This is a genomic window from Neisseria sp. HMSC055H02, assembly GCF_001813335.1.
Lineage (GTDB): Bacteria > Pseudomonadota > Gammaproteobacteria > Burkholderiales > Neisseriaceae > Neisseria > Neisseria sicca_C.
Window position 1 is genome coordinate 5564 of record NZ_KV812082.1, and the last position, 21910, is coordinate 27473.

A 21910-nucleotide genomic window follows, 5' to 3' on the forward strand; every position below is an offset into this window, starting at 1 on the left:
AAAAGGTCAAGCAGCCTAAAACCTCCGAATACGCAGGAACATACATGTCTGAATCTAAAAATCTTCCCCAAAACCAACCCGCCCCCGTCATCATCAAACAATCCGGCGGCAGAGGGCTGGCGGTAGGCGCGCTGGTGCTGGCGCTGCTGGGTTTGGGTGCAAGCGGCTTTTTGTTTGTGCAAGGACAAAATGTCTTGAAAAACCAAGAGCTTTCGTTTAACCAAAAGCTCGATAAAGCCGCCTTGGGCGAATCTGAAAACGCTTTACTTCTGAAAGACCATTTAAACCGCCAAACCGCCATCCAAGTCGAATTGGAGCGCTTGGGCAAAGCCCAAATGGCAAACAGCGAACAAATCCTGTTGACGCAAAAAGCGTATCAGGAGCTGACCAAAGGGCGCGTCAACTGGCTGGTTGACGAAGCGGAAACCATGTTGAACCTCGCCTCGCAGCAACTGCTGCTGTCGGGCAACGTACAAGGCGCGGCGGCGGTGTTGGAACATATCGACGGCCGCCTGAGCCGTTTCGACCAGCCCGAGCTGCTGCCCATCAAACAAGCCGTCAGCCATGATTTGGCAGCATTGAAAAACCGTCCGTATGTCGATATTTCCGGCACGGCGCTGCGCCTCGACCGCTTGGAAACCGCCGTTTCCGGCCTGCCGCTGGTGTTGGACGGCGTATTGCAGCCGGGCGAGCAGGCGCAAAGCAACGGCGCGTCTTCAGGCTCTTGGTGGCAAAATACTTGGGATAAATCTTTGGTTGCACTGAAAGGGCTGGTGGAAGTCCGCCGACTCGACAATAAAGACGCGATGCTGCTTTCGCCCGAACAGGCGTATTTCGTCCGCGAAAACCTGCGCCTGCGCCTTTTGGATGCGCGTACCGCACTGATGCAGCACAACGGCGAGGTTTATCAAAGCGATTTGAACTACGTCGAAGCCGCGGTCAAACAATACTTTGACGGCAAATCGCCCGCAACACAGGCATGGCTGAAAGAGTTGTCCGAATTGAAAGCGCTGGATGTACGCATGATTTCAGACGACAGTTTGAAAGCCAGCCTCAGCGCAATCCGCGCCTATCAAGACGGTACGCGCACTCCGGTCGCGCTGCCCGAACCCGTAACAACCGCCGCGTCCGCGCCCCTGCCCTCCGCCGCGTCCGAAGCTGCCGCTCCTCAAACCGCCTCGCAGGTGAATGAAACTGCTTCCGCACCGAAAACCGCACCGGCTCCGAAGGCTGCCCATCCTGCCAAAGCAAGACCCGCTCCTGCGCAAAAATCTGCCCCTTCCGCCCAAACAGACGCGAAGCCTTTAGAAGCTCCGGCGCTGCCTTCCGAGGCCAAACCGCAAAACATTTCCAAGCCGGAAAAGAAAGCGGCTCCTGAGAAACAAAGCCGCCCTGCCGCCGATGCTGAGACCAAAGGAGGCCGTGCATGAAAGCCGTCGTCTGGATTGTCGTTTTATTTGCTGCCGCAGTCGGTATCGTCCTAACTTCCGGTATTTACACGGGTAATGTCTATATCGTCGTCGGACAGGTCATGATGCGGGTCAACCTGCACGCCTTTATCTTAGGGCTGGTCCTGTTTGTCGTTACCCTGTATTTCCTAATCAAATTCATCGTCGGCCTGATGAACATCCCCGCCCGTATGCAGCGTTTCGGCACGGCGCGCAAAGGCCGTCAGGCAGCCGTGGCTTTGAACAGCGCAGGTTTGGCGTTTTTTGAAGGCCGCTTTGAAAAAGCGGAGCAGGAAGCCGCCAAAGTATTGGAAAACAAAGAAGCCGGCGACAACCGCAACCTCGCGTTGATGCTGGGCGCGCACGCCGCCGACCAAATGGAAAACTTCGAACTGCGCGACCACTACCTGAAAGACATTGAAAAACTGCCGAACAAACAGCAGCTTTCCCGCTATCTGTTGTTGGCAGAGTCCGCACTCGGCCGCCGCGATTATCCGACTGCCCTGGAAAATCTGAACGCTGCCGCGCGCATCCATCCCAACCTGTCCCGCCTCGCCCGCCTGCAACTGCGTTATGCCTTTGACCACGGCGATGCGGAAGACGTGTTAGCGAAATCCGAAAAACTGATGAAAGTCGGCGCGATTAACGATTTTGAAGCGGAACAATACCAAAGCTGGGCATACCGCCGCCTGTTGGCGGAAGCATCAGACGCAGCCAGTCTGAAAACCTGTCTGAAGCGCATTCCCGAAGCACTCAAAGCGGACGAATTGTGTGTCGCCATTGCCGAAAAATACGAGCGTCTCGGACTCTATACCGAAGCCGTCAAATGGGTGCGCCAATACTACCCGCAAAACCGCCGCCCTGAACTTTTGGAAGCCTTCGTTGAAAGCGTCCGCTTCTTCAACGAACGCGGCCAGCAAAAAGCCATCGACCTTGCCGATTCTTGGCTGAAAGACAAACCCGACGACGCGCCGCTCTTGATGTACCTCGGACAGCTTGCCTACGGCCGCAGCCTGTGGGGCAAGGCGCAAAGTTACCTCGAAGCGAGCATCGCCCTGCAACCGAGCATCGCCGCCCGCCTCATGCTGGCACGCGTACTCGACGAAACCGGACAGCCGCAAAAAGCTCAGGAACAGCGGAAATTGGTTTTGGAAGCCGTCTCCGATGACGAACGCCACGCAGCGTTGGAGCAGCATAGCTGAGTTTGGGAAACATCTTTATCTATCTCCTTTTCAGACGACCTTTTATTGCGGAAACCGCCGCAAAGGTCGTCTGAAAACCGTTTTACAAACAAACCGAAAGCCCCATATGACCTCTTTGAAAAACGACACCTTCCTCCGCGCCCTGCTCAAACAGCCCGTCGAATACACGCCGATTTGGATGATGCGTCAGGCGGGGCGTTATCTGCCCGAATACAAAGCCACGCGCGCGAAAGCGGGCAGTTTCCTCGATTTGTGTAAAAACACCGAATTGGCGACCGAAGTGACCATCCAGCCCTTAGAACGCTTCGATTTGGACGCGGCGATTCTGTTCTCCGACATCCTGACCGTCCCCGACGCAATGGGCTTGGGTCTGTATTTTGCCGAAGGCGAAGGCCCGAAATTCGAACGCGCCTTGCAACACGAAGCCGACATTGCCAAGCTGCAAGTTCCCGATATGGAAAAACTGCAATACGTCTTTGACGCCGTCGGCTCCATCCGCAAAGCATTGGACGGCCGCGTACCGCTTATCGGTTTCTCCGGCAGCCCGTTCACGCTCGCCTGCTATATGGTCGAAGGCGGCAGCAGCAAAGAATTCCGCACCATCAAAACCATGATGTACTCGCGTCCCGATTTGCTGCACAAAATCCTCGACACCAACGCCCAAGCCGTTACCGCCTACCTCAACGCCCAAATCGACGCGGGCGCGCAGGCCGCGCAGATTTTCGACACTTGGGGCGGCGTCCTGAGCGATGCGGCGTTTAAAGAGTTCAGCCTCAAATACATCCGCCAAATCGTTGCCGGTTTGAAACGCGAAAGCGAAGGCAGGCGCGTTCCCGTTATCGTGTTTGCCAAAGGCGGCGGACTGTGGCTGGAAAGCATGGCGGAAATCGGCGCAGACGCATTGGGCTTGGACTGGACGTGCAACATCGGCGAAGCACGCCGCCGCGTCGGCGACCAAGTCGCCCTGCAAGGCAACTTCGACCCGTTTGCCCTCTTTGGCACGCCCGAATCCATCCGCACCGAAGTCGCGCGCATCCTTGCCGACTACGGACACGGCAGCGGCCATGTCTTCAACCTCGGACACGGCATCAACCAACACGCCGACCTCGAACACGCCAAAATCTTAGTCGATACCGTACACGAACTGTCGCGCCAATATCACGCCTGATTGGGCGTAACGTGAAAGGTCGTCTGAAAAATCGCTATACTCGTTTTTCAGACGACCTTTGTATATACTCATCATCTGAACCTTACCGCCTCAAACCAGTCAGATTCAAAAATACATCCTCTCCCGCCATTCCTCCACCGCCTATTAAACATGACTTTTCTAAAAGACATCACCTGGACAGAAATCTTCATTTTCGCCCACACCTGCGCCGCGCTCGGCTGCGTCTTGCGCGTGTTGTACAAACAAAAAAACATTGGCTCCACGTTTGCCTGGCTGATTATCCTCTTCCTTTTCCCTGTCTTCGGCACCATTGCCTACCTGCTTATCGGCGAGCCGCGGCTCGGCACGGCGCGGGCAAAGCGTACGGACGAGATGAACCGTTTTTATCAAGGTTTCGTCGAAACTTACCTGTCTAACCTTTACCTTGATATCGGCGACAAAGTCAAATCCCGTTATCACGGCATCAGCAAAGTCGCTGCGAGCGGAACGGGACTTGGCGCGACGCGCAACAACGCCATGACGCTGCTGTCCACCACCGATGAAATCATCGACACCATACTTGCCGACATCCGCGCCGCCCGCCATTCCTGCATGCTCGCCTTCTACATCATCGAACCCGAAGGCAGGATAGAAGAACTGTTAAACGAACTCCTCGCCGCCGCCGACAGAGGTTTGGATTGCGCCATCCTCGCCGACGCAGTCGGCAGCAGCCGCTTTTTCGACAGCGGCTGGGTAGAAACCCTGCGCGAAGCCGGCGTAGAGGTCCACGCCTCCTTACCCGTCGGCGTCTGGCGCACCTTCTTCACCCGCACCGACCTGCGCAACCACCGCAAAATCCTCGTCATCGACAGCAAAATCGGCTACACCGGCAGCTTCAACCTCGTTGATCCCCGCTTCTTCAAAAAAGATTCCGGCGTCGGCGAATGGGTGGACGTCATGATGCGCTGCACCGGCCCACTGGTACTCGAACTCTCCGCCGTCTTCTTTGCCGACCTTGCCGTCGAAACCGACGAAAACCTCGAAAGCGTGCAGCAATATCTGACGCAGGCGCAAGAGCGCATTCCCGAAATCCTTCCCGAAAAAATGCAGCAGGGCGACATCGTCGCCCAAGTCATCCCCTCCGCGCCCGAACAAGGCAGCCACGTCATTTACGAAACCATCATCAGCGCGATTTACTCCGCCACCAAACAAATCACCATCACCACCCCCTATTTCGTCCCCGACGAACCCCTCCTGATGGCATTGACCATCGCCGCCAAACGCGGCGTCAAAGTTACCCTGATCCTGCCCGCTAAAGTCGATTCCCTCATGGTGCGCTACGCCTCCCGCGCCTACTACCCCATGCTGCTCGACGCAGGCGTCAAAATCGCCATGTTCGAAGGCGGACTGCTACACGCCAAAACCATGACCATAGACGAAGACTACGCCCTCTTCGGCACGGTCAACATGGACATGCGCAGCTTCTTCCTCAACCTCGAAATCAGCCTCGCCATCTACGACCGCGACATCACCAAACAAATCTGCAACCTCCAACGCGACTACCTCAAAAACAGCAGCTACATCACCGTCAAAGCATGGCAGCAACGCTCCAAATTCCGCGGGCTGATTGAAAATACCGTCCGCTTAGTCAGTCCGCTTTTGTAGCAGATGAAAATGGACTCGTACCGTCATTTTCCGCAGGGATTTCAATAATAAAGGTCGTCTGAAAACCAGCTTTCAGACGACCTTTATCAAATACAACCCTACCGCTAAAACTCAAAACCGCTTTCAAATATCCGTGCCTGTCCGCTGATAGGATCGGTAAACTCAATTCTTTTTGCCAAAAGTTTCAAAGGTTTCCCATAATCCTCATCACCCGCCGCAGACGGAACGGGATAAAGTGCATCGTTCATCAGCGGCATGCCCAGGCTCATCATATGCACGCGCAGTTGGTGTTTTTTTCCCGTATGCGGCGTAAGGCGGTAGAGGCTGAACGTACCGCGGTTTTCGATAAGCTCGATTGTCGTATGCGCGTTCGGCTCACCTTCTACTTCAAGTGTCGTAAAAAATTTTTCTCCGCGCACCATGCGTGAAGAAACATTCAGCGGATAAGCCAAATCCGTCCGCGTAGGCGCGATTGCCTGATAAGTTTTGCAGACAGTTTTATTTTGGAACATGGTTTGATAATCGCGGCGCGTGGCAGGATTGTGCGACAGCAGAATGACCCCTGCCGTATCCTTATCCAAGCGGTGAATCGGTGTAATGTCCGCTACATTCAAATGCTGCAATTGCGGCCGCAGGCGCAGCCGGGTCAGCAGCGTTTCACGCAAAAAACGCCCGCTGGGGATGACGGGCAGAAAATGCGGTTTATCAACCACGATAAGATGTTCATCGACAAACAGAATCTTCTCTTCAAACGGAATCCGCGGTTCGCTGTCCCTGCTGGTTTCACGGTAATAAAACATCGTCTCGCCCGCTTCAAATACCGTATGCTCGTTAAACGGTGTCCCGTCCTCACCTACCACAAAGCCGCTGTTCAGCCGCCTGCGCCAATTTTCTTCACCGACAAAAGGAAAGCGCGTGCAGAGAAAATGCAGGAGCGGCAGACCGTAGAACTCTTTTTCATGCGGCAGCACCAAATAGCTGGGCTTTATACCGTTTAAAAGGGGGAGGGAGTTGGAGCGTTTTTTCATGCGGCGGATTGCTTATAAAAAAATTGTATAAAAATGATTGAATGGTTCTGTAATTGATAAATTCGACTGTCTAAACGGATTTAAGCTTTTGATTTAGCGTTTTATCATCATTTTTTAAAAAAAATTTACAAAAATTGTTGGCAATAAATATTTGATAAATTAATTTTTTAAAAAATATGATGAGAAACCGAGGAAGGCATGAAAAATATTTTCATCCCAATTTTTCCTTTGTGCCGTCTGAGCTTTTGTTGAACTTCCTTTAAATTTAGAGTCATTACAAACTGATAGGAGAAGGTCAAATCATAATATGCTGCCAGTTATGTAAATAGTGAAAGTGGGCATTCGGAATTATCTTCTACTATCTATATCCAAACAGGTTCAGCAAGTTTATTTTCATTTCAACTGAACTTCAAGAAAATAATCGGAATACGAATATGGGTTTGGGTATGGTAGGCATACGTTATGGCATAAGCGAAAAGTCAGAATTGTATGGTAACGTCAGTTATTTATAGGTGGAAAGCCGTAATTTAAATGGTATGCTTAAAATAAAGCCAAGGATAAGAGCCTATAAAATATCAATTAGGGATTAATTATACTCCTGTTTAGGACGGTGAAAATCCGGCTTTATCAAATCATTTGTTGGAGGAGTTATAGGAGGTACTGTCGGTGGATATGCGCCATCGTATTTATCTGCATCTTCTCCATCAAGAAAGCTACCGCTGACTCTAAGTTGAATGGTGATGTGAAATGTCAAATTTGTACATAACATTTGCTTTGATGATTGCATTCAATATTATTTTACGCAAATTATATAGAAAATTTGCTTGTAAAAATAGTTGGTGTGAGTTCATCTATTATTTTGTTATCTTTTTTCTTAATGTTCACATATTTGTTCATTATGTGAAATGGTGAGATATACGGTAGTCAAAAAAAAGATGATATATGTTGCCGTATATTTATTTTTATGAATATTATTGCTAATGGTGTTAACTTTTATACAAATTACTTATGGAGAGGAAGCTGAACGTGATACGTCATTTTTTACTCGAAGTCCGAAATGTCAGACGGAGTACGCAGTCGGCCAGATAAAATGGTTGCGTGCATTTTGAATTTGAGCCCAAAGGTCGTCTGAAAATTTTTCCAGACGATCTTTTGGCCCAAACCCTTCATTGCCAAAACCTCACAACTCCTTAAAAATCAGCTATAATTGCCGACTATTTTGATTCCGGTATCCCTATTTGAAATGGCACAAAAAATCCAATCCGTCAAAGGCATGAACGACCTTTTGCCCGTCGAACAAAAAGATTTCAAGTTGACCGCTGCGTTTTGGCAGGCATTTGAAGATGTGGTCGGCCGCTGGACGCGTGCTTATGGTTATCAGCAAATCCGTACGCCGATTGTCGAGCAGACGGGTTTGTTTGTCCGTTCCATCGGCGAAGAAACCGATGTGGTCGGTAAGGAAATGTACACTTTTTCCGATTCCAACGATTCTTTGAGCCTGAGCCTGCGGCCGGAAGGTACGGCATCCTGCCTGCGCGCGGTGGTTGAACACAATTTGTTGTACAACAGCCCGCAAAAGCTGTGGTACATGGGGCCGATGTTCCGCCGCGAGCGTCCGCAAAAAGGACGCTACCGCCAGTTTCATCAAGTTGGTATCGAGGCGTTGGGTTTTGAAGGTCCGGACATCGACGCGGAAATCATCGCGATGTCGGCGGATTTGTGGGACAAGCTGGGTATCCGCGATTACCTGACTTTGGAAATCAACAGCTTGGGCAACCGAGAAGAACGTGCGGCGCACCGTGCGGCTTTGGTCGAATATCTGACCCGTTATGAAGACAAATTGGACGAAGACAGCAAACGTCGTCTGAAAACCAATCCGCTGCGCGTTTTGGATTCCAAAAATCCCGATTTGCAGGAAATCTGCAATGCCGCGCCGCATCTGACCGATTATCTTGGCGAAGAGTCGCGCAATCATTACAGCCGTTTCAAAGCCATGCTGGAAGGCTTGAGCATCCAATACGTCGAAAATCCGCGGCTGGTGCGCGGCTTGGATTATTACAACCAGACCGTTTTTGAATGGACGACTGACAAACTTGGCGCGCAGGCGACGGTGTGCGGCGGCGGACGCTACGACGGTTTGATTGAAGAGCTTGGCGGCAAGCCTGCGCCGTCTATCGGTTTTGCGATGGGTATCGAGCGGCTGCTGCTGCTGGTTAGCGAATACGGTTCGCTGGAAGTCAATGCCGCGCCTGACGTGTACGCCATGCATCAGGGCGAGGGTGCGGATTTGCAAGTGATGAAATACGCGCAAGCCTTACGCGCACAAGGTTTCAACGTGATGCAGCATTCCGGCTATCAAAGCCTGAAAGCGCAAATAAAAAAAGCCGACAACAGCGGCGCGCGCTTTGCCCTGATTGTTGCGCAAGACGAATTGGCGAACGGTACGGTTACGCTTAAAGACATGAACGGCGCACACGGTCAGCAAACCGTCGCCGCCGACGATTTAATCCACACTTTACAACAATGGAAGAACGCATAAATGGCAGCCCATCTCGAAGAACAACAAGAATTAGACAATTTTAAATACTTTTGGAAAAGTACCGGCCGATGGCTGTTTGCCCTGCTGATCGCGGCGGCATTGGGCTATTTGGGCTATACCATGTATAAGAGCCATAAAGCCTCGCAAAGTCAGGAAGCTGCCGAAGTATTGGCGAAAATCGTCGATAAAATGCAGGCAAAAGCCTCGCAAGCCGAAGTGAATGCCGATTTGACCAACCTCCAGCAAAATTACCCGGACTCCATTGCCGCCGCGCAAGCGACGCTGATGGCGGCTGCGACCGAATATGATGCCCGCCGTTACGATGTGGCGGAAGGTCATCTGAACTGGGTGTTGAAAAACCAAAAAGCCCCGCTGGTTCAAGCATTGGCGGCGCAGCGTTTGGGTATCGTCCTGTTGCAGCAGAAAAAATACGATGCCGCGATTGCCGCTTTGAATACGAAAGTTGAAGCCGATTTCGAGCCGCTGCTTTTGGAAGCGAAAGGCGATGTTTATGCCGCGCAAAACAAAACCAAAGAAGCTGCGCAAAGCTATCAGCAGGCTTTGGAAAAGCTGCCTAAAGACGCCATCGAACGCGAATTGCTGCAAATGAAGCTGGATTCGCAAAAATAAGGTCGTCTGAAAAATTGAGAGACGTATGCGGCTTGTCGGAATCTTTCCGGCAAGCCTTGTCTGTTTTAATTGTGTTCCACTATATTTTCAGACGACCTTTTGTTTGAATATGCATCATGCAGGGACAAGATTCGCCGAACAGGTCGTCTGAAAAGGCAGATTATTTGGCTTTGAGTTTGAGTAGAAAATACATAGGTACGATATAAAAAAGCGTGCTGATAATTAATGAGACTATGATTTTGAGTGGTCGGTCTGTTTGATACACGCCGAGCAATAAGCCAATCCCGAAATTTACAGGGAGAAAAATGCATAGTGATGTTAAGATGATTTTTTTCATTGCGTAAAATCCATTAACTATGGCTGGATGAAACTCGCCATACCATATTTGTAGTTGATAAGCGCAGGCAAGTTCCCCAAGTCAAAGATGGCTGTATGGGACGGAAATTCCAGCTCAAGCCATTGTTGCTGTTGAATCTATTTTCAGACGACCCCTTATCTTTTTTAACCTACCGTGTTTTGAAAAACACCTGCTCGTGTTGCAGGTTCGATTCCGAACCGACACTTGACACAGAAAGACCTCATCATGAAACCCACCATCGCCCTTGTCGGCCGCCCGAATGTTGGCAAATCCACCTTGTTCAACCGCCTGACGCGCACCAAAGACGCGCTTGTGCACGACCTGCCCGGCCTGACCCGCGACCGCCATTACGGACACGGCAAAATCGGCAGCAAACCTTATCTCGTCATCGATACCGGCGGTTTCGAGCCGGTTGTGGACAGCGGCATTTTGCACGAAATGGCGAAGCAGACTTTGCAGGCTGTCGATGAAGCCGACGCCGTTGTGTTCTTGGTGGATGGTCGCACCGGCTTGACCCCGCAAGACAAAATCATCGCCGACCGTCTGCGCCAAAGCCCGCGCCCCGTTTATCTGGCGGTAAACAAAGGAGAAGGCGGCAACAGAGCCGTGCTTGCCGCCGAGTTTTACGAGCTGGCATTGGGCGAGCCGCACGTTATTTCCGGTGCGCACGGCGACGGTGTGTATTACCTGATTGAAGAAATTTTAGAAAATTTCCCTGAGCCTGAAGCCGAAGAAGCCGATGTAAAACATCCCGTTTTTGCCGTTATCGGTCGTCCGAATGTCGGCAAATCCACGCTGGTTAACGCCATTCTCGGCGAAGAGCGCGTGATTGCCTTCGATATGGCAGGCACGACGCGCGACAGTATCCACATCGATTTCGAGCGCGAAGGCAAACCGTTTACCATCATCGATACCGCAGGTGTGCGCCGCCGCGGCAAAGTCGATGAGGCGGTGGAAAAGTTCTCCGTTATCAAAGCCATGCAGGCGGTTGAAGCGGCAAACGTTGCCGTTTTGGTGTTGGATGCGCAGCAGGACATCGCCGACCAAGATGCCACGATTGCCGGTTTCGCCTTGGAAGCAGGGCGCGCGCTGGTGGTTGCCGTCAATAAATGGGACGGCATCAGCGAAGAGCGGCGCGAACAGATCAAACGCGACATTTCCCGCAAACTGTATTTCCTCGATTTTGCCAAGTTCCACTTCATTTCCGCATTGAAAGAACGCGGTATAGACGGGTTGTTCGACAGCATTCAGGCAGCCTACAACGCTGCCATGATTAAGATGCCGACGCCGAAAATCACCCGCGTCCTGCAAAGCGCCGTCGAGCGTCAACAGCCGCCGCGCGCAGGTTTGGTACGCCCGAAAATGCGCTATGCCCACCAAGGCGGCATGAACCCGCCCGTGATTGTCGTACACGGCAATTCGCTGCACGCGATTTCCGACAGCTATACGCGCTACCTGACCCAGACGTTCCGCAAAGCCTTCAACCTGCAAGGCACGCCGCTGCGGATTCAATACAATGTTTCGGAAAACCCGTATGAAAATGCGGAAGACAAACCGAAGAAAAAACCGCTGCGCCGCGTCAGCCTGAGCAACCGCATCGAAAAACGCGAAGGCCGCAAGGAAGAGAAAAACCGTTTTAAAAAGAAAACCAAAGTCAGCGTGAAAAAACAGTACAGCAAATAAATCTGACGGAACAAGGGTCGTGCCACGAGGTATGCCCCTTTTAGATTGAAGTCGGGACGAGTAGGGTGGTTGGAGGTGAGTCCTCTTAAAGATTTTAGCTAAGGTATTGTAATAAAAATGTTTTATCTGATGATAAGGTCGTCTGAAAATCCAAATCTGCCGACCTGTTCCCTATGGTAAAAATCGTTTGTATTAAAATGATTTGTATAACACATTCGGGTAAAAAATCGTTGGAAAGCCCGTCGTTTGATAGAGGTTTGCATATTCTTACGGAAAAATAGTTGGTAATTTTTCTCGTTCGGGTCTACAATCCGACTCATGTTCGTTTTCAAAACGATTTCAAAATCATAATAATGGAGCTTAGAATATGACAGCTAAAGGACAAATGTTACAAGATCCTTTTTTGAATGCGTTGCGTAAAGAGCACGTTCCGGTTTCGATTTATTTGGTCAACGGTATCAAACTGCAAGGCCAAGTCGAGTCGTTTGACCAATACGTCGTTCTGCTGCGTAATACTTCCGTTACCCAAATGGTTTATAAACACGCCATCTCAACGATCGTTCCTGCCCGTGCCGTGAGCCTGCAACACGAGAACAAACCCCAAGCCGCTGCGGCTGCCCCGGTTCAAGTTGAGACCGTGCAACAACCTGCCGAATAATGTATGTAACGCATTAATCGATTCTGATACCTTACCGCTTGGCCGGTAAGGTATTTTTATTTTCAGACGTCCCCTGTACGGTTTCATCTTATGCAGCTCGAAAACATCCTCCCTTTTGCACACTCGCTTCTCAAACAAGCCTTAAAACCTGATGCCCGCGCTTTGGACGGTACGGCGGGAAACGGCAACGATACGCTGATGTTGGCGCGTTCGATCGGCAGCGGCGGGAAAGTGTGGGCGTTTGATATTCAAGAGCAGGCATTGGCAAACACCCGAATGCGCTTGGAAGAAGCCGGCATGGCGGATAGGGTGGAACTGATATTGGACGGACATGAAAATCTAGCCACCTACATCCGCGAACCGCTGGACGTGGCGGTATTCAATTTCGGCTGGCTGCCTGGCGGCGATAAAAGTTGTACGACAAAAGCGGCAACCAGTATCCGCGCGTTGACATCCGCCTTATCGCTGCTGAAAACGAGCGGGCTGGCGGTTGCCGTCCTGTATCCCGGGCATGAGGCGGGGCAGCATGAAGCGCAGGCAATCGAAGATTGGGCGCGGCAGCTGCCGCAGGATGAATTTGCCGTTTTGCGTTATGGTTTTATCAACCGCCGCAACTGCCCGCCGTATTTGTTGGCGTTTGAAAAGTTACGTCAAGAATGAATGTTTGGGGTAGAATAGGCGCTTCTTTCAAAAACAATAACGTGCGACCGCTATGCAATATCTGTTTGTAAAATACAGCCATCAGATTTTCGTCACCATCACCATTTTGGTGTTCAATATCCGCTTCTTCCTGCTTTGGCGGCATCCTGACAAACCTTTGGCGGGCATCTGGAAAGCCCTTCCCCACCTCAACGACACCATGCTGCTCTTTACCGGCTTGTGGCTGATGAAGATTACCCACTTTTCGCCCTTCAACGCGCCCTGGCTCGGCAGCAAAATCCTGCTGCTGCTGGTTTACATCGGGCTGGGCATGGTCATGATGCGCGCCCGTCCGCGTTCGCCGAAGTTTTATACCGTTTATGTTTTGGCAATGGCTTGCGTCGGTTGCATCGTCTATCTTGCCAAAACCAAAACGCTGCCGTTTTAAAAAGGTCGTCTGAACATGCCGCAAACCCAATTTGCCGTCATCGCATTAGGCAGCAACCTTGCCGAACCCGCCCGCCAAGTCCGCGCCGCCTTGTCCGTGCTGGAGGCGCATCCGCAGATTCAAATCGAAAAAACTTCCTCGCTGTATGTGACCGCGCCGGTCGGCTACGACGATCAGCCTGATTTCGTCAATGCCGTTTGTTCCGTCCGCACTTCATTGGACGGCGTTTCGCTGCTTGCCGTGTTGAACCGTATCGAGGCGGATTTCGGGCGGGAACGCACGTTCCGAAACGCCCCGCGCACATTGGATCTGGACATCATCGATTTTGACGGCATTTCCAGCAACGACCCGCATCTGACCCTGCCGCATCCGCGCGCGCACGAACGCAGCTTTGTGATGAAGCCGCTGGCTGAAATCCTGCCCGATTTTGTTTTGGGCGAACACGGACGGGCAGCGGATTTGGCGGCTGCTTTGGGCGAGGAAGGGATACGTCTGTTAGAAGCCGTTTGAAGCAAGACGGTGAAATAAAAACATCTGTTTGCTTCAATCGCGTGTCAAAGTTTATATTTGAAGCAACTAGGTTCAAGAGGTCGTCTGAAAAGGAAATGGCTTGGCAGTTTCCTTTTTCAGACGACCTTTCAAGAAGGACGGCGGCAGGTTTGGGCAAACTCCGTCGGTCTGATAAAATGCCACCTTTCCAAAATATCAAAACAAAATCATTAATCAAACCATGAACTACCGTTATATTGTCGTCGAAGGCTCCATCGGCAGCGGGAAAAACGCCTTGAGCCGCCGCCTTGCAGAACATTTCAGCGCGCTGTCGCTGGCGGAAAACCCTGAACACAACCCCTTCCTCATGAAGTTTTACGCCAACGCCTCCCATCACGGCTTGGCAACCGAGCTTTTTTTCCTGATGCGCCGCGCCGAAAGCGTGGACATCATCAAAAACGAATACGCACAAGGCGGCATGGTGGTCGCCGATTTCCTGTTGGAAAAAGACCGGATTTTCACGCCGGTCGTGTTGAATGAAGACGAGCAGCAGCTCTTCGCCGATTTGAAACAAAAAATCCTGCCGCAGTATCCCGTGCCCGATTTGGTGATTTACCTGCAAACCGCCGTGGACGGCAACCGCAAACGCCTGCAAAAACGCGGCGACGGCATCATCAATCTTTTCCCCGAAGGCTATTTGGGGCGGATACACGAGGGATACAGCCAGTTTTTCCACCTTTATCAAAATTCCCCGCTGCTGACCGTCAATGCCGACGAGTTGGATTTGCAAGGCAATGACGAACATTTCCAACTGTTGCTCAATGCGTTGAACGATTTGCAGGGAACGCGCAATTATCTGAATTTGAGCGAAGGCTGACGCAGTTTGCAAGATTGTGGTGAAACGCCGAAGCGGCTATGTTGGGGGATTCATTTTATTTCCTTGCCCGCTACTACGTTTCCGTCTTAGGTCGTCTGAAAGGAGACATCATGACCCAATACCGATTCACTTTGCCCTCAAGCAGTGGCAACGACTTCGATTCTGCCGAACATCTGCCGTTGATTGTTTATTTCTACCCCAAAGACAGCACGCCCGGCTGCACCACCGAAGGCTTGGATTTCAACGCCCGTTTGCCGCAATTCAAAGAACTCGGCTATACCGTCGTCGGCATCTCGCGTGACGGCGTGAAATCGCATCAGAATTTTTGCGCCAAGCAAGGCTTTAATTTTGAATTGTTGAGCGACAAAGACGAAACCGTGTGTAAAATGTTTGACGTGATCAAGCTGAAAAAACTGTACGGCAAAGAGTCTTTGGGCATTGAGCGCAGCACATTCGTATTGGACGCAAACGGCGAAATCATCCACGAATGGCGCAAAGTCAAAGTTGCCGGACACGCGCAGGAAGTGTTGGAAACGCTGTCCCGATAAACCGTAATGCAGCAAAAGGTCGTCTGAAAACGAACATGGCGGGCTCTGCCCAAGCAGGTTTTCATTTTCAGACGGCCTTTTATAATGGATGTCAATCAGGGCAGGGTTGCTTGTCCTGATTCATATTAAATCCACGATACACACCATCTTCGGACTGCCCGTAAAACCTCATGACAGACGAAATCATAGACAAACTGCTCGAATCCCTGTGGCTGCAAGACCGTCTCAGCCACAACACCTTGCAAGGCTACCGCCGCGATTTGGAAAAAATCGCCGCGCGCTTGGAAGCGGGCGGGCATACTTGGTTGGATGCCGAAGCCGCCGATTTGGCGGATGCCGTCTATGCGGCGGACGAAAAACACAGCTCGCAGGCGCGCGCCCTGTCCGCCTGTAAACGCCTATACGCCTGGTTGGAAGAGACCGAGCGGCGGACGGACAACCCGACCCGTTTCCTCAAAGCCCCGAAACAGACGCAAAAGCTGCCCACCCTGATTACCGAAGAGCAAATCGAAAACCTGCTCGCCGCGCCCGATACCGATACGCCGCACGGCCTGCGCGACAAAGCCCTGCTCGAAGTCATGTACGCCACAGGTTTACGCGTAACCGAAGCCGTCAAGCTCCAACTGGGCGACCTCGACCTCAACCGAGGCTGCATCCGCACCATAGGCAAAGGCGATAAACTGCGCATCGTGCCTATGGGCGAAGAAGCCGTTTACTGGATCGAACGCTATTGCGCCGAATCGCGCCCGCTGCTGCTCAAAAACAAAATCTGCGACGAAGTCTTCGTCAGCCAAAAACGCAGCGGCATCTCCCGCCAACTCGCGTGGATGATTGTCAAAAACTACGCCGAAACCGCCGGCATCACCTCGCTCAGCCCGCACGGCCTGCGCCACGCTTTCGCCACCCACCTCGTCAATCACGGCGTCGATTTGCGCGCCGTACAGCTCATGCTCGGACACGCCAACATCAACACCACCCAAATCTACACCCACGTCGCCAACATCCGCCTGAAAAACATCGTTGACGAACACCATTCGCGAAATTAAACGATTCTATTGAAAAAGGTCGCCTGAAAACGGAAATTTCGTTTTCAGACGACCTTTTTTGTTGATATGGCATTAAACATTCAAAATGAGTTAATTTATAAAATATCAATCGAAATATATATTTCAATAGAAAATTACCAAGATAAACCAAGAGGTAAACCTTGCAATGCAAACAGTTTTTATTTATATTCATGTTTAAGAATAAAACACACTATCAATACTGAGCGAAAGAAAACACGGAGCACATTATGTTTGTCTGCATCTGCAACGCCATTACCGACCACGAAATCAAAGAAACCATCGCCGCCGGCGCAAGTACGATGAGCGATTTGCAGGCTCAATTAGGAGTAGCTACTTGCTGTGGGTGTTGCAGCGAATTGGCTGCTTCGTTTCTGAATATCAACAATGCCCAAACTACCATTACCGCCGGTATTAATGTTCAGTCTTAATTTCATCTAGAATTCAAACAAGGTCGTCTGAAACCAAAATCTTTGGTTTCAGACGACCTTTTGCATCTACTCTAAAATAAAACAGTATATGCCGAACTGCCGTTTTGAAGTTAATCGGCTATACCTTACAATCTCGATTTCCGTTTACAGTAAAGAGTCTATTATGAAACTGACGTTGATGTTTCGCGAATATTGCAGTCTCTGCCACAAAATGCGCGAACAGCTTAAACCGTATCAAGAAAGATTTGGCTTTGAGCTGGAAATTCTTGATGTTGATGAAGATCCTGTCTTGGAAGAAAAATATAATGAACTTGTCCCTGTTTTACTTGATGGCGAAACAGAAATTTGCCATTGGTTTTTGGATGAGGAAAAATTGAAAACCTTTTTAGAAACAAAATGTAATGGGGTATAACGGCTGAAAGTATTTCTGTTTTGACAAGTTGGTTTCGATAAATTGAAAACAGCTCGTCTGAAAAATTTTCAAAGAATTTCAGGATTTTGTTCTTACGCTACCGCTATATGAATAAAAGGCTGCCTGATTTTTTATTTCAGACAGCTTTTGAAATATCATGAGGGGTAAGCATCATCCCCTCTGTTTTGTTTAACCGGCTACAGGTGTAGTCGGAGCAACCGGTTTTCCGGTGAAGGAGGCGCGTTTTGCGGCTTGGTAAATAGCCAGTCGTCTGCGATGTGGCATTATTTTTCCTTTCTGTGATTTAAAGGATTATCCCGAAACGAAAGATGAATAAAATCATAAAGTTACCGTTTAATAATCCTGTCGTTGATTGTTTATTGGGCTTTTATCGCTTATTCAATATATTGTGAGATGTTAGATTATAATGATAGCTGTTTTTTATTTAAACTAAAAGATGAATTGTGTAAATTTAAATACCTGTTTCGTAATGCTTGACGTTTATATAAAAAAGCCCCTGATATCAGGGGCTTTTCAGTAAAGATTAGTCCAATTTACCGATGATATCGTTTAAAGCTTTTTGCCAGTCAGAGGGTTTGATGCCGTAATCGTTTTCGATTTTTCGACAATCCATAATACTGTACTCGGGACGTGGTGCAGGAAGAGGATATTGATCAGTGGTGATGGGTGTTAATTGCGGCATTTTGAAATTATTGTCATGTTTTAGTGCTGTTTGAAAGATAGCGTGACTGAATTCATACCAAGTAACAGATTTGTTGCCGCCAAAGTGGTAGATCCCTCTAGAAGGCGATGGGTGTTGCAAAAGGGTAATGATGGCTTGCGCCAAATCCCCCGCATAGGTCGGGCATCCGATTTGATCGTTGACAACGGAAAGGCTGTCTCGTTCTTTTGCCAAGCGCAGCATGGTTTTAACAAAATTATTGCCGTATTCGCTAAATAGCCAAGAGGTACGGATAATTGTGCTTTCCGGATTAGCGGCAAGCGCGAGTAGTTCGCCGGTGGCTTTAGTGCGGCCATATACGCTTTGCGGATTGGTGTAGTCATGTTCACGATAGGGCGTTTTGCTTGTCCCGTCGAAAACGTAATCGGTCGATACATGGATAAATCGGGCATGAACAGAACGTGCCGCATCGGCAAGGTTGTGAACGGCTGCGGCGTTAACGGCAAATGCTGCAGGAACGTTTGTCTCTGCGCGATCGACAGCGGTATAGGCAGCGGCATTGACAATTGCATCGGGTTGAAAGCTTTGAACCATATTGCGTACAGCATCAGCATCCGTAATATCCAAGGAAGAGGAGTCAGTGGCAATCAGCTCCCAATTATCAGGAAGTCTGTCGCGGAAGCAGTGTGCGAGTTGTCCTTTAGAGCCTGTCAGCAGAGTCCTCATGGTATATCTCCTTAATGAATATTGTTTCGGCAAGATGGACATCATTATAGAGCAAACATCAGCTCTTAACAGCATTTTACGCCTTCACCGTTTTGAACTTATGTTTATCGGAAAATTTGAACGGGGTAAGGAACGATCGTTGCAATGTCTTGCTAATATTTGGTGGTAAGATAAGACGGATGATGAAAAATTTTGTTTGAAGGAGAAAAAAGGAATCTCTGTTGTGGAAAAAAAACAATAAATAGTACGTTGAAATAAATAATATTATTTCGACAAAATAATCAATATCTTGTTTTTTAAAAAGGAATTATCAATAGAATAAAGTGTCAATTTAAATTTGATTGCTTTAAAAAATGTTTCCATTCGTCTGAAATTTCAACCGTTAGCGAATTGAAAAACAGTTAATCATGAAATATCACTAGAATAACAGTGTAGGCGGTTTGATCGATTTACATTTTGTCAAAAGGCCTATGCTTCTTAATTACACATATTTATTCTGGGAGTGATTTATCATGACTTATCATTATGGCGGCTATTCTTCTAAAGCCCACTTCAACTCATACTGTCCACCGGTTAAATCCTATAATCCTTACTGCCCTCCGAGCCATGGCGGATTCGGTTACAAAGGTAGTTTCCATAACTACGGATCTTCTCACGGCATCAAAGTAAATCACGGCAAAATCGGTCATGGCGCCTACTGCCCTCCGCCGAAACCCGTGTACAAATGCATTATTATTGATTTCAACTGCAATCCGGGTAAACCTTATTACCCTAAACCGGCTCCAAAACCGGTTCCTCCGAAGCATGTTGATCCTTACTGCCCACCGGTTGAACCAAAACCACAGCCTCAACCACACCCGCAACCCCAACCTAAGCCGCAGCCACAACCTCAGCCGCAGCCTAAACCTCAACCGCAGCCCAAACCGCAGCCTAAACCCAACGATAAAGACTGCAAAGATTGTGTTGATGATCAAAACCAACAAAATACTTACGGACATGACGACAAAAATCCGGGCAACATTATTCATGTTGATGGTTCGACTAAAGATAAAAATGGTCTGACCAATACTGTAGGTACTGATAAGAAAGATACCATTTACGGTACTAGTGGCGAAGACGTGATTTATGGCGGCGACGGTGCCGATGTGATTTACGGCGGTGACGGCAACGACACTTTGCAAGGCGGTAACAACGGTGACTCTCTGTACGGTCAAGGCGGTAAAGACTACCTGCAAGGCGGTGAAGGCAACGACTACCTGAACGGTGGTGCCGACGCTGATATTATGCGCGGTGGTGATGGTAATGACGTTTACTTTGTTGATCACAAAGGCGACGAGGTTATCGAATATGGTAATTTAAACGGCGGTATTGATACTGTCCGTACAGTAATCGACTACACCCTGACCGACAACGTTGAGCACCTGTTCTTGCAAGGTTCCGGCAACCTCAGCGGTACCGGTAACGCTCTGAACAACGACATCAACGGCAACTCCGGCAACAACCACCTGTACGGCTTGGCAGGCGATGACTGCCTGGTGGGTAAAGACGGTAACGACTACCTCGACGGCGGCATCGGCAACGATGTCCTGATCGGCGGTACCGGCGACGACACCTACTTCTTCGATAAAGGTTACGGTCGCGACACCATCCAAGACGAAAGCGGTAACGATACCCTGCAATTCGGTAAAGGTGTTTCCGCTTCCGACGTATTGTTAAGCAAATCAGGCAACAACCTGACCGTATCTGTCGGCAACAGCGACTCTGTTACCATTGACGACTGGTTCTCCGGTAACAACCATAAGATCGAAAACTTCAAGTTTGCCGATGGCAGCACTTACGAAGTAACCGGTCATGGCGATTACTATTCTCTGTCAGCTGTAAACAGCATCCAACAACAAACCCAAGTGCCTAGCATCTAATCAGCTATACTTAGGATTGATAAGGTCGTCTGAAAGCGTCTGCATCCGTGCAAAACGTTTTCAGACGACCTATTTTGTAAACAATCTGACCCAAAAATCCAAATTCGGATAAAATAACGGAATCCTGTTTAAACCGAGTCAGCGAAGGGAGAAACCTGAAATGTCCGAAATCAGCTTGAAAAAGATTTACTCCGGAAAAGTGCGAGATTTATACGAAATCGACAGCAAGCGCATGTTGATGGTCGCATCCGACCGATTGTCTGCATTTGATGTGATTTTAGACAATCCGATTCCGGGTAAAGGAGAAATTCTGACGCAGATTTCCAATTTCTGGTTTCAAAAACTGGCGCATATCATGCCCAATCATTTTACCGGCGATACGGTTTATGACGTGTTGCCTGAACATGAAGCCAAAGCCATCGAGAAACGCGCGGTTGTCGCCAAAAAACTGACTCCTGTCAAAGTAGAGGCGATTGTGCGCGGTTATTTGGCGGGCAGCGGGTGGAAAGATTACCAAAAAAACGGTTCTGTCTGCGGCATCAAACTTCCCGAAGGGATGAAAGAAGCGCAGCAGCTTCCGGAAGTGATTTTTACCCCGTCCACCAAGGCTGCCGTCGGTGATCATGATGAAAACATCAGTTTTGAAGAATGCGAACGCATTATCGGTAAAGAGTTGGCGGCTGAAGTGCGCGCTAAAGCCATTCGGCTTTATACGGAAGCCGCAGAATATGCAAAATCACGCGGTATCATCATATGCGATACCAAATTTGAATTCGGGCTGGATGAAAACGGTACATTAACCTTGATGGATGAAGTACTGACGCCCGATTCCAGCCGCTTTTGGCCGGCGGACCAATATCAAGTCGGCACCAATCCGCCGTCTTTTGACAAGCAATTTGTCCGAGATTGGCTGGAGCAAAGCGGTTGGAACAAAAAAGCTCCGGCGCCGGAAGTCCCTAGCGATGTGATTCAGAAAACAGTTGATAAATATTGGGAAGCATTAAATCTTTTAACCAAGGAATCATAAATTTGGTAAGAGGTTAGCGGATTCGGATTTCAAGTGTAACTTTCTATAAAAAAATAGGCCGGTATGAGGCAGCATATGGCTTTTCCTGAAAGTAAAGATTGCCATGAACCGCATACAACTGACGATACCCTATCCAAATACCTGTCACGCCACTGCATCATCACTGAAATCGCCAAACAGCTTAGTCAACATAAAAGACCAACAGCCGCGGAATCATGCGGCTCCCTCGTCGACCCAAAATCCCACATCGGCGATTAGGTGGCCGACACCATCATCGGCAAAGATCAGAA

The 21910-nt window shown here is 49.5% G+C and carries 20 protein-coding genes; 18 read left to right on the forward strand and 2 right to left on the reverse strand.

Going from position 1 to position 21910, the window contains the following annotated elements:
• Positions 1-44: 44 nt before the first annotated feature.
• The 4 genes from HMPREF2907_RS03830 (at position 45) to cls (ending at position 5462) form a co-directional block, all read left to right on the forward strand.
• Positions 45-1430: a uroporphyrinogen-III C-methyltransferase gene (locus tag HMPREF2907_RS03830; protein WP_070680297.1), complete on the forward strand. Its 1386-nt coding sequence runs from the start codon at positions 45-47 to the stop codon at positions 1428-1430.
• Positions 1427-2650, forward strand: a complete 1224-nt coding sequence (locus tag HMPREF2907_RS03835) for a heme biosynthesis protein HemY (RefSeq protein WP_070680245.1) — start codon at positions 1427-1429, stop codon at positions 2648-2650. The genes HMPREF2907_RS03830 and HMPREF2907_RS03835 overlap by 4 nt, the downstream gene beginning before the upstream one ends.
• 106 nt (positions 2651-2756) lie before the next feature.
• Entirely contained in the window at positions 2757-3818 is a 1062-nt protein-coding gene (gene hemE, locus HMPREF2907_RS03840) for a uroporphyrinogen decarboxylase (RefSeq protein WP_070680248.1), read from the forward strand.
• Positions 3819-3968: 150 nt separating this feature from the next.
• Complete coding sequence (gene cls, locus HMPREF2907_RS03845) at positions 3969-5462, forward strand: cardiolipin synthase (RefSeq protein ID WP_070680251.1); 1494 nt, start codon at positions 3969-3971, stop codon at positions 5460-5462.
• A gap of 104 nt (positions 5463-5566) precedes the next feature.
• Here cls and HMPREF2907_RS03850 read toward each other — a convergent pair whose 3' ends face one another.
• Complete coding sequence (locus HMPREF2907_RS03850) at positions 5567-6490, reverse strand: RluA family pseudouridine synthase (RefSeq protein WP_070680254.1); 924 nt, start codon at positions 6488-6490, stop codon at positions 5567-5569.
• A 1243-nt stretch (positions 6491-7733) separates the two neighbouring features.
• Between HMPREF2907_RS03850 and hisS the strand changes: the two genes are divergently transcribed.
• The 12 genes from hisS (at position 7734) to HMPREF2907_RS03910 (ending at position 17266) form a co-directional block, all read left to right on the forward strand.
• On the forward strand, positions 7734-9029 hold the full coding sequence (gene hisS, locus HMPREF2907_RS03855) for a histidine--tRNA ligase (protein WP_070680257.1): 1296 nt from the start codon (positions 7734-7736) through the stop codon (positions 9027-9029).
• A complete protein-coding gene (locus tag HMPREF2907_RS03860; protein ID WP_003755348.1) occupies positions 9030-9659 on the forward strand; it encodes a YfgM family protein in 630 nt (209 codons plus the stop codon).
• Between the two features lie 583 nt (positions 9660-10242).
• A complete protein-coding gene (gene der, locus HMPREF2907_RS03865) occupies positions 10243-11700 on the forward strand; it encodes a ribosome biogenesis GTPase Der (protein ID WP_060975075.1) in 1458 nt (485 codons plus the stop codon).
• Positions 11701-12067: 367 nt separating this feature from the next.
• A complete protein-coding gene (hfq, locus tag HMPREF2907_RS03870) occupies positions 12068-12358 on the forward strand; it encodes an RNA chaperone Hfq (RefSeq protein ID WP_003755341.1) in 291 nt (96 codons plus the stop codon).
• 90 nt (positions 12359-12448) lie between these two features.
• On the forward strand, positions 12449-13018 hold the full coding sequence (mnmM, locus tag HMPREF2907_RS03875; protein ID WP_070680260.1) for a tRNA 5-(aminomethyl)-2-thiouridylate-methyltransferase MnmM: 570 nt from the start codon (positions 12449-12451) through the stop codon (positions 13016-13018).
• Positions 13019-13070: 52 nt separating this feature from the next.
• A complete protein-coding gene (locus tag HMPREF2907_RS03880; protein ID WP_049226782.1) occupies positions 13071-13445 on the forward strand; it encodes a SirB2 family protein in 375 nt (124 codons plus the stop codon).
• A gap of 15 nt (positions 13446-13460) precedes the next feature.
• Complete coding sequence (folK, locus tag HMPREF2907_RS03885; protein WP_070680262.1) at positions 13461-13955, forward strand: 2-amino-4-hydroxy-6-hydroxymethyldihydropteridine diphosphokinase; 495 nt, start codon at positions 13461-13463, stop codon at positions 13953-13955.
• 220 nt (positions 13956-14175) lie between these two features.
• Positions 14176-14811 carry a deoxynucleoside kinase gene (locus HMPREF2907_RS03890; protein WP_070680265.1) on the forward strand — a complete coding sequence of 212 codons (636 nt, stop codon included), beginning with the start codon at positions 14176-14178 and terminating at the stop codon, positions 14809-14811.
• A gap of 110 nt (positions 14812-14921) precedes the next feature.
• Positions 14922-15359, forward strand: a complete 438-nt coding sequence (locus HMPREF2907_RS03895) for a peroxiredoxin (RefSeq protein WP_003742666.1) — start codon at positions 14922-14924, stop codon at positions 15357-15359.
• A 170-nt stretch (positions 15360-15529) separates the two neighbouring features.
• On the forward strand, positions 15530-16405 hold the full coding sequence (gene xerD / locus HMPREF2907_RS03900; protein ID WP_070680267.1) for a site-specific tyrosine recombinase XerD: 876 nt from the start codon (positions 15530-15532) through the stop codon (positions 16403-16405).
• A 248-nt stretch (positions 16406-16653) separates the two neighbouring features.
• Positions 16654-16854 carry a (2Fe-2S)-binding protein gene (locus tag HMPREF2907_RS03905; protein WP_016686532.1) on the forward strand — a complete coding sequence of 67 codons (201 nt, stop codon included), beginning with the start codon at positions 16654-16656 and terminating at the stop codon, positions 16852-16854.
• Positions 16855-17017: 163 nt separating this feature from the next.
• A complete protein-coding gene (locus HMPREF2907_RS03910; protein WP_070680269.1) occupies positions 17018-17266 on the forward strand; it encodes a glutaredoxin family protein in 249 nt (82 codons plus the stop codon).
• Positions 17267-17810: 544 nt separating this feature from the next.
• On the opposite strand, the gene rfbD is transcribed toward HMPREF2907_RS03910, so the two are convergent.
• Positions 17811-18674 carry a dTDP-4-dehydrorhamnose reductase gene (rfbD, locus tag HMPREF2907_RS03915; RefSeq protein ID WP_070680272.1) on the reverse strand — a complete coding sequence of 288 codons (864 nt, stop codon included), beginning with the start codon at positions 18672-18674 and terminating at the stop codon, positions 17811-17813.
• A gap of 512 nt (positions 18675-19186) precedes the next feature.
• Between rfbD and HMPREF2907_RS13480 the strand changes: the two genes are divergently transcribed.
• Together HMPREF2907_RS13480 and HMPREF2907_RS03930 are read left to right on the forward strand one after the other, a co-directional pair.
• Complete coding sequence (locus HMPREF2907_RS13480) at positions 19187-20593, forward strand: calcium-binding protein (RefSeq protein ID WP_239650708.1); 1407 nt, start codon at positions 19187-19189, stop codon at positions 20591-20593.
• 160 nt (positions 20594-20753) lie between these two features.
• The gene (locus HMPREF2907_RS03930) at positions 20754-21620 is read left to right on the forward strand and encodes a phosphoribosylaminoimidazolesuccinocarboxamide synthase (RefSeq protein ID WP_070680274.1); all 867 of its coding nucleotides are present in this window, start codon (positions 20754-20756) and stop codon (positions 21618-21620) included.
• The last annotated feature ends 290 nt before the right edge of the window (positions 21621-21910 follow it).